This is a genomic window from Cyanobium sp. HWJ4-Hawea, assembly GCF_024345815.1.
GTDB lineage: Bacteria > Cyanobacteriota > Cyanobacteriia > PCC-6307 > Cyanobiaceae > Cyanobium_A.
In genome coordinates this window covers 20469-27120 of sequence record NZ_JAGQBV010000033.1, presented here as the reverse complement: position 1 = coordinate 27120, position 6652 = coordinate 20469, and the positions used below count along the sequence as shown (strand labels likewise).

Sequence of the window (6652 nt, the reverse complement as noted above, 5' to 3'; positions counted from 1 at the left end):
TCTGAGTTTGATTTCAGCCTCAACAGGCTGCAGCAGCGACCAAGCAGCCAGCTCGGATGCGGCCTTAGCCGTAATCCGCAGCTTTACTTCCCCCGCACTTGCATAGGGCGCCACCGTGGGGTTGGCCAGCTCCAGCAGGTCGGCCATTTGCTCTGCCAGCGCTGATTCACTGACCCCCCAAAAGCGCAGCATCCGGCTAACAAATACCCCCTGGGCCATGCCGCTCGCCTTCAGCCAAGGGGCCGCCGTGGCCCGCCACATCTCCTTCATTTCAGTGGGCACGCCCGGGAAGGTGAGCACCGTGAAGCCGCTCTGGATCCCAGCAGCCGCAGGCGGGCTCCAAATCATGCCGGGGGCGGTACCCGTGGGATTGGCAAGGAGCTGGGCACCTTCAGGCAGCAGGGCCTGCTTGCGATTGCTGGCGGCACAGGGCCTTCCCCTGGAGCTGATTTTGGCTTGGATATCGGCCCAAACCTCGGGCCGCTCGACCAGGCGCGTCCCGAAGGCAGCCGCAATTGCCTCCGTGGTCAGGTCGTCTGGGGTGGGGCCCAAGCCGCCCGTGGTGATCAACAGTTGACAGCGGCTGGCGGCGGCACGCACCGCCCCAATCAGTCGCTCGCGGTTGTCACCCACCACCTCCTGGCGATGGTGGGGAATCCCCAGGCACGCCAACTGTTCAGCTAGCCAACGGGCGTTGCCGTTGGTGATGTTGCCGAGCAAAAGCTCGGTGCCGATGCAGAGAATTTCAGCGCTCAAGTTTTTGCAGTTGGCGGCGCGAGCGCACCAATACCCAAATCAGGATTGCGGTGGCAAGGGCAAGCCAGAGAAAACGCTGCTCAGCATTGACCAGCACCAGGGCCAGCGCCGCCAACCACTGGGTAAAGGCATATATCAACAACACCGTGCGGCGGTGACTAAGACCGGTGCGCAGCAGCCGGTGGTGCAGGTGGCGCCGGTCGGGATAGAAGGGGGAATGGCCCGAACTCAACCGGCCCATGATCACCGCTGACATATCGACCAGGGGCAGCGAAAGAATCAAGAGCGGCAACAACAAGCTGACGGTGGTAAGTCCCTTGGCGGGCCCCACGATGCTCACCGCGGCCAGGGCAAAGCCGAGGAAATAGGAGCCCCCATCCCCCATGAAAATGCGGGCCGGATTGAAGTTGTGGCGCAAAAAACCCAGACAGGCGCCAGCCAGGGCAGCCGCCAAAAGGCCCGCAGCCGGCTGATTGAGGCTGTAACTGACCGAGAGCAGTCCGACTGCCGCAATGCCACTAACCCCAGCCGCCAAACCATCTAGCCCGTCTAGCCAATTGATTGCGTTGGTGATACCCACCAGCCAAATCACCGTGGCCACCAAGCTCAACCACTCGGGCAGTTGCACCGAAGGCAGGCCACCACCCATGTGGCCAAAGGGCACCTCAATCGTGCCAATGCGCACCCCCTGAAACCACACCAGCGATGAAACTCCCAGCTGCAGAGCTAGTCGAGGTAGGGGCGGCAGGGCAAATAGATCGTCTGCCAGGCCAATCAGGAAAAAGCAAAGGGCCCCAGCCAGGCTGGTCCAAATCAACTGGTCATTGCTGCTGGGCAAATCGGCGAAGCCACCCAGCAACCAGGTCAAAGCCAGGGCGAGGGTGAAGGCAATCACAATTCCCACCCCCCCGAGCCGCACCATCGGGGTGGTGTGCTGCTTGCGGGCATCGGGAAGGTCGGTCAAACCCCAGCGCAAACCCAACTGGCGCACCACTGGCACCACCAGGGCCGTCAAAGCAGCGGCCAGCACAAAGGTGAGCAGGGCAGAGGCGTTCGGGCTGTGGGCGAGGTTCACAGGTATTTAGGCCGCTTGCAGCTGGCGCTGGTTCCCGTAGAGGGGGAAGCGCTCGCAAAGGCTTGCCACCCGCTCACGGCAACGCTGTTCAATCTGGCCATCCTCTGGATTGAGCAGACGGTCAGCAATCACATCGGCCACCTCCTGGAAAGCAACCGCATCGAAGCCCCGGGTTGTCATTGCTGCCGTTCCCAGCCGCAGGCCACTGGTGACGAAAGGGGATTCCGGGTCAAAGGGCACGGTGTTCTTGTTGGCGGTGATGTGCACGTCGCTGACCAACAGGTCGGCGACCTTGCCGGTCATGCCGATGCTGCGCAAATCCACCAGCACGATGTGGTTGTCGGTGCCGCCGCTGACCACCGCAATGCCCCGCTCCTGGAGGCGGCTGGCGAGGGCCTGGGCATTGACCACCACCTGCTGGCAATAGGCCCTAAAGCTGGGTTCAAGGGCCTCCGCAAAGGCCACGGCCTTGGCCGCAATCACATGCTCAAGGGGGCCGCCCTGGGTGCCAGGGAACACCGCCTTATCGAATTGCTTGGCAAACTCAGCATCCCGGCAAAGGATCAGGCCGCCCCGGGGGCCCCGGAGGGTTTTGTGGGTGGTGGTGGTGACCACGTCGCAATGGGGCAGGGGATTTGGATGGACACCGGCCGCCACCAGGCCAGCAATGTGGGCCATATCTGCCAGCAGGTAGGCCCCCACCTCATCGGCAATCGCCCGGAAGGCCGCAAAGTCGATGGTCCGTGGGTAGGCCGAATAGCCACAGACGATCAGCTTGGGCCTGTGCTCCAGGGCCAACTGGCGAATTGAATCGAAATTGAGCTGCTGGGTTTTGGGATCAACGCCGTAGTGGAAAGCCTTGAACCACTTGCCCGAAACATTTACCGGCGAGCCATGGGTCAGGTGGCCTCCATGGGAGAGGTCCATCCCAAGGATGGTGTCCCCGGGCTTCAGCAGGGCCAGGAAGACCGCGAAGTTGGCCTGGGCCCCACTGTGGGGCTGAACGTTCGCCCAGGCCGCTCCGAACAGCTGCTTGGCCCGCTCAATCGCCAACTCCTCAATGGCATCGACGTGTTCACAGCCGCCGTAGTAGCGCTTACTGGGCAGCCCTTCGGCGTACTTGTTGGTGAGAACCGAGCCCTGGGCCTCCATCACGGCGCGGGAGGCAAAGTTCTCACTAGCAATCAACTCCAGGTGGCTTTGCTGGCGCTGGAGCTCCTTGTTGATCAGGCCAAAAATGGCGGGATCTCCGGCAGCCAGGCTTTGATTGAGGAAGGTGCCACCGGTTTCGGGCATGGATCACAAATTGATTGACCCAGATCGTAAGAAAAAAAGCTGCCTCGGCACCCTTGCGTGGGCAGACTCGGAAACGAATGGACCAATCCAATCTGCCAAAAGCTTGGGCGCTTCTGGTGGAAGGATTGGGTTCTTTGAGTGGTGAAAAGCGCGCCTGGAGAGATTCGAACTCCCGACCCTCTGATCCGTAGTCAGATGCTCTAATCCGCTGAGCTACAAGCGCATGGGCCCCATTCTCACCGCATGGAGGGCCCATCCGTCAAACCATCCCCCCAAAACAACGATGCCAATCCGCTGGTACGGACCTGCCAATCCCGAAGATCCCACCTACCGGCACTTCGATCGGATTGTGAACTTCACGCTCCATGCCTCCCTGTTTGCCGCCGTAAACAGTGGCCTATGGGTGGTGCAAAACCTGCGCCACCCCTGGAGCCACCTCAATTGGTTCAGCCTGGGCTGGCTGGTGCTTTTGTTGGGGCACGCTGGGATGGTTTTACTGCTGAAGCCAGCCACCCCAACCCCAGAACCATGACCCTGAGCGCTAGCGACCTCCACGACCTCGAACTGGCCCTGGGGGATCGGCTCTACCTACAAATTGCTAATTGGCATCTTTACCTCAAGGACGCCGGCCTGGCCCAGGCCCTGGCGATCGAGTGCTCCGCCCGTCTTGACCAGGGGGCAGAGGTTGCCAGTCGCCAAGCACTTGAAGCCGTGTTGGTACCGGTGGGCGGAGGCGCCACCCGGCTTCCCCTAGCTCGCCTGATTCCGGCGGGTCAACTAAGGGATCTAGAAGAGGTGCTCGAGCCCCTTTGCCGATAGGGTTACACCACCTGAACGTGGGCTGTGCTGGTCATCGAGGTCACCAATGCCCAAGAGGTGATGCGCCAGCGGATGGGGCCCGTGGGCAGCCGCCTGCTCGGCAAAATCGTGGATGCAGAAGCCCAGGTGGAAAAAGCCCTTATCCAGGAGATGGAAACGGCTTTCAAGGAATTCGGCATCGAAGCCCGAATTCTCTCGGTGGATGGGCCCAAGGTGCTGGGCAGATCCCATCTCGAGATTCCCCTGCAGGTGCGCGAAGAGCGATTGGTGCGGCTAACCGATTAGGGGGAGCTTTTGTCGCAGCTGACGCACCAGTTGAAGCACCTCAGGCACACCCGCAGCTGCTGCCACCAGCCCATAGACCAATAGGCCCAAAGCACCACTGAATGTGGTCTGGATCAGGCTGCCGACCAAGCCATCGGGCCAGGCCACCAAGCTGGAGCTGGCCCAGGCCGCAGCACCCGCCAGAACCGCTGCGCCAAGCAGCAGGACCGAATCCCTGGCCCATAGCTTCAGGGGCAGGCCACCGAGCTTGATCTGCAGTGCAAGCAGTAGGGCGAGGCAGGTGAAGATATTCACGGCCACGGTGGCCAAAACCAGGCCGGGGGCGCCGAAATTGAGCGCGGGCAGCTGCTGGCCCCAGGGGCTGGGTCCCCCGACCAAAAGCCAATCAAAAATCACATTGAGCCCAATGCCCGCCACGGAGAGGCGAAAGGGGGTTTGGCCGTCGCCCAGGGCATAAAAAACCCGCACCAGCACATCCCGCCCCAAATAGACCGGCATGCCCACCCCGTAGGCCATCAACAAACTGCCCACCATCAGCGCCGCCTGGTGGTCAAAAGCACCGCGTTCGTAGACAAGGGCCACGATTGGGCCCGCAAGGGCCACAAACAGGGCCCCCAGTGGCAACATACTGGCGCTGGAGAGCATTAGGCCCTGGCGAATCCGGGCGATCAACTCCGGCCGATCCGCGGGGGCCGTGAGCCTGGCAAACACCGGCAAAAGGGGCACCAACAGGGCATTGGAAAGCAGCCCCAGGGGGGTTTGAACCAGCAAGTTGGCGTAGCCAAGACCCGCCGCCGCCCCAATGATCCCCGAGGCAAAAAACAGATCGGTAAACACATTGATCTGCAACATCCCGGAGGAGAGGGTCGCCGGAGCCATCACCCGGAGCACTTCCTGCACTCCCGCATGCTGCCAATCCCAAACCAGCTGGAACTTGTGGAGCCCCTGCTTCGCCAGGGCTGGCAACTGAATCAACCATTGGAAGACGGCCCCCAAGGTGGTGCTCGCTGCCAAAACCACTCCCCCCAACACGGCCTGCTGGGGGAGGCCAATCGCCGGACCAAGTTGCCACCAAAGCAGGCCAAGGCCGCCAATCACGGCCACGCTGGAGAGCAGGGGGCTTACCGAAGGCAGCCAAAAAACATCTGCGGCATTGAGGGCACCAAAGCCCAGGCCAATCAAGCCGGCGAATAAAGCCATCGGCGCCATCCAGCGCAACTCGAGCACCGCAATTGCATGGCGCTCCGCATCAAGGCCTGGCCCCACCAGGGTGATTAGGGGATCTGCAGCTAGCCAAAGGACCACCGTGACGCCAATCAAGCCAGCCCCGACGATCGTGTTGATCGCGGCCAACACATGGGCACCCTCCTGCCGCGGTCGGCGGGCCAGCACGCTCACCATGGCGCTGTGGAAAGGGCCATTGATGCCACCCAGCAGGATCAGTAAAAAGCCCGGCAACACGTAGGCGTAGTTGTATGCGTCGTAGGCCACCCCCACCCCAAATGCAGCCGCAATCACCTGCTGGCGCACAAGCCCGGCCACCTTGCTGAGGGCCGTGGCAACGGCCACGATCAGGGCAATGCGACGTAGGGATCTACTCATGGCCGGCAGTATGGCGGGCATGCCCGGTTGGCTCTAGCCCATGTCCAAAGAGATCCTGCAACTAGGCCCGTTGGTGGAGGGCACATTGGTGAAGCGCTACAAGCGCTTTATGGCCGATGTGGAGCTGGAGGGGGGCGAGGTTGTAACGGCCCACTGCCCCAACACCGGCCCCATGACGGGGGTTTTGCACCCGGGCGGGCGGGTGCGGCTGCGGCACGATCCCTCCCCCACCCGCAAGCTGGCCTGGACCTGGGAACAGGCCCTCGTGCAGGGCGCCCATGGGAAATCGATCTGGGTGGGGGTCAACACCGCCCTACCCAACCGTCTGGTGCGGGCCACGATCGAGGCGGGTTGCCTGGAGCCCTGGCTGGGCCCTATCGCCGCCATTAGGGCTGAAGTGCCCTACGGGGAAGGGAGGCGCAGCCGCATCGACCTACTCCTAACGCCCGCAGAAAACGCCCCAGATCCCCGGGCCATCTACCTGGAGGTCAAGAACACCACCTGGACCCAGGGCGAGCTGGCCCTCTTCCCAGACACGGTCACCGAGCGGGGTCAAAAACACCTGGTGGAACTAAAGGCCCTCCTGCCAGGGACCCGCGCCGTGCTGGTGCCCTGCCTCAGTAGATCCGATGTAACCCGTTTTGCCCCGGGAGATTCGGCCGATCCCCGCTACGGCGAGCTGTTTCGCGAAGCCCTGGCGGCCGGCGTGGAAGTGCTGCCATGCATCTATGACTTCACTGAAGCCAAGATCAGTTGGCTGGGCCTCGCCCAGCTGGAGCAACGCCAGAGCCCATAGAGTTTGTGTATCTCGTGCTGGCA

At 62.3% G+C, this 6652-nt stretch carries 8 protein-coding genes and 1 tRNA gene; 4 read left to right on the top strand and 5 right to left on the bottom strand.

Annotation, left to right across the window (positions count from 1 at the left end; all coding sequences use genetic code 11):
* The 4 genes from KBY58_RS08625 to KBY58_RS08610 all read right to left on the bottom strand — a co-directional run.
* A partial coding sequence (locus KBY58_RS08625) for a CinA family nicotinamide mononucleotide deamidase-related protein (RefSeq protein ID WP_255003949.1) occupies positions 1-756 on the bottom strand: 756 nt, incomplete at its 3' end.
* Positions 746-1831, bottom strand: coding sequence for a glycosyltransferase family 4 protein (locus KBY58_RS08620; protein ID WP_254934554.1), 1086 nt, complete (start codon positions 1829-1831; stop codon positions 746-748). The genes KBY58_RS08625 and KBY58_RS08620, both read right to left, overlap by 11 nt.
* Before the next feature lie 6 nt (positions 1832-1837).
* Complete coding sequence (gene glyA, locus KBY58_RS08615; RefSeq protein ID WP_254934553.1) at positions 1838-3127, bottom strand: serine hydroxymethyltransferase; 1290 nt, start codon at positions 3125-3127, stop codon at positions 1838-1840.
* Positions 3128-3276: 149 nt separating this feature from the next.
* A tRNA-Arg gene (locus KBY58_RS08610) sits at positions 3277-3350 on the bottom strand.
* Between the two features lie 60 nt (positions 3351-3410).
* Between KBY58_RS08610 and KBY58_RS08605 the strand changes: the two genes are divergently transcribed.
* Genes KBY58_RS08605 through KBY58_RS08595 form a run of 3 tightly spaced genes read left to right on the top strand, consistent with a single transcriptional unit; the run spans position 3411 to position 4231 of the window.
* Positions 3411-3659: a hypothetical protein gene (locus KBY58_RS08605; RefSeq protein WP_254934552.1), complete on the top strand. Its 249-nt coding sequence runs from the start codon at positions 3411-3413 to the stop codon at positions 3657-3659.
* A complete protein-coding gene (locus KBY58_RS08600; protein ID WP_254934551.1) occupies positions 3656-3946 on the top strand; it encodes a DUF3181 family protein in 291 nt (96 codons plus the stop codon). The genes KBY58_RS08605 and KBY58_RS08600 overlap by 4 nt, the downstream gene beginning before the upstream one ends.
* 24 nt (positions 3947-3970) lie before the next feature.
* Positions 3971-4231, top strand: coding sequence for a cytochrome-c oxidase (locus KBY58_RS08595; RefSeq protein WP_254934550.1), 261 nt, complete (start codon positions 3971-3973; stop codon positions 4229-4231).
* On the opposite strand, the gene murJ is transcribed toward KBY58_RS08595, so the two are convergent.
* Positions 4220-5833 carry a murein biosynthesis integral membrane protein MurJ gene (murJ, locus tag KBY58_RS08590; protein WP_255003955.1) on the bottom strand — a complete coding sequence of 538 codons (1614 nt, stop codon included), beginning with the start codon at positions 5831-5833 and terminating at the stop codon, positions 4220-4222. The two genes, KBY58_RS08595 and murJ, sit on opposite strands and share 12 nt — an antisense overlap.
* Before the next feature lie 40 nt (positions 5834-5873).
* Between murJ and sfsA the strand changes: the two genes are divergently transcribed.
* On the top strand, positions 5874-6629 hold the full coding sequence (gene sfsA / locus KBY58_RS08585) for a DNA/RNA nuclease SfsA (RefSeq protein WP_255003948.1): 756 nt from the start codon (positions 5874-5876) through the stop codon (positions 6627-6629).
* Positions 6630-6652 lie beyond the last annotated feature (23 nt).